Source organism: Paenibacillus agri (genome assembly GCF_013359945.1).
GTDB lineage: Bacteria > Bacillota > Bacilli > Paenibacillales > Paenibacillaceae > Paenibacillus_AQ > Paenibacillus_AQ agri.
This window is the reverse complement of sequence record NZ_JABWCS010000089.1, coordinates 1-268: the sequence shown is the minus strand read 5'-3', so window position 1 is coordinate 268 and position 268 is coordinate 1. Positions and strand designations below refer to the sequence as shown.

1 protein-coding gene is annotated in these 268 nt (G+C 48.1%); it reads right to left on the bottom strand.

Going from position 1 to position 268, the window contains the following annotated elements:
- Positions 1-268: transposase (locus tag HPT30_RS31295; protein WP_175369648.1), on the bottom strand; the 268-nt coding region annotated here is incomplete at both ends.

The window sequence follows — 268 nt, the reverse complement described above, 5'->3', positions numbered from 1 at the left end:
TGAGATAAAGAAAATGACGTAAACGTGGCCGACCTCGTTTGCTGAGCACCATCTTTCCTCGCCATTTCCCGGAGCTAGCTTCAGCTAGATTTAACCCAGCATGCCGCAGTAAAGCATTTCCGTGCGTATATCCGCTTAGATCACCAGCCTCACCGAGGACACCCGCTAGATTCGTAACATAGATGCCTCGTATTTCAAGGAACTTCTGTGCATAAGGAATACGCTCAAGAATGAGACGGAGCTCATGCTCAATTTGTTCAAGTTGGCG